Source organism: Pseudomonas sp. 2822-17 (genome assembly GCF_002742485.1).
Classification (GTDB): Bacteria; Pseudomonadota; Gammaproteobacteria; order Pseudomonadales; family Pseudomonadaceae; genus Aquipseudomonas; species Aquipseudomonas cyclaminis.
In genome coordinates this window covers 1-241 of the sequence record NZ_LJRZ01000900.1, presented here as the reverse complement: position 1 = coordinate 241, position 241 = coordinate 1, and the positions used below count along the sequence as shown (strand labels likewise).

General features: G+C 33.2%; 1 protein-coding gene. It reads right to left on the bottom strand.

Translation table 11 applies throughout. From position 1 onward, the window contains the following. The coding region (locus tag AOA60_RS29640) for a response regulator (RefSeq protein ID WP_143522598.1) at positions 1-241 on the bottom strand (241 nt) is incomplete at both ends.

The following is a 241-nucleotide window of genomic DNA, read 5'->3' as shown; positions in this document are numbered from 1 at the left end:
TTCTAATTCATCAGACTTAGATGATATGATAATAATCGGTGTCCAATTTCCATTTACCCTTAGCTCCCTGCAAAAATCTAATCCATTCATATCAGGAAGTTCTAGTTCGACAACTATAATATCCACATTTAAACTTTGTAACTTTCTCAAAGCTGTCCTAGCATTATTTGAGCAATAAGTATCAAACCCATGATTTTTAAAGGTTAACTCGAGGCCAACATTGCTTTCAAGAGATTTTGTT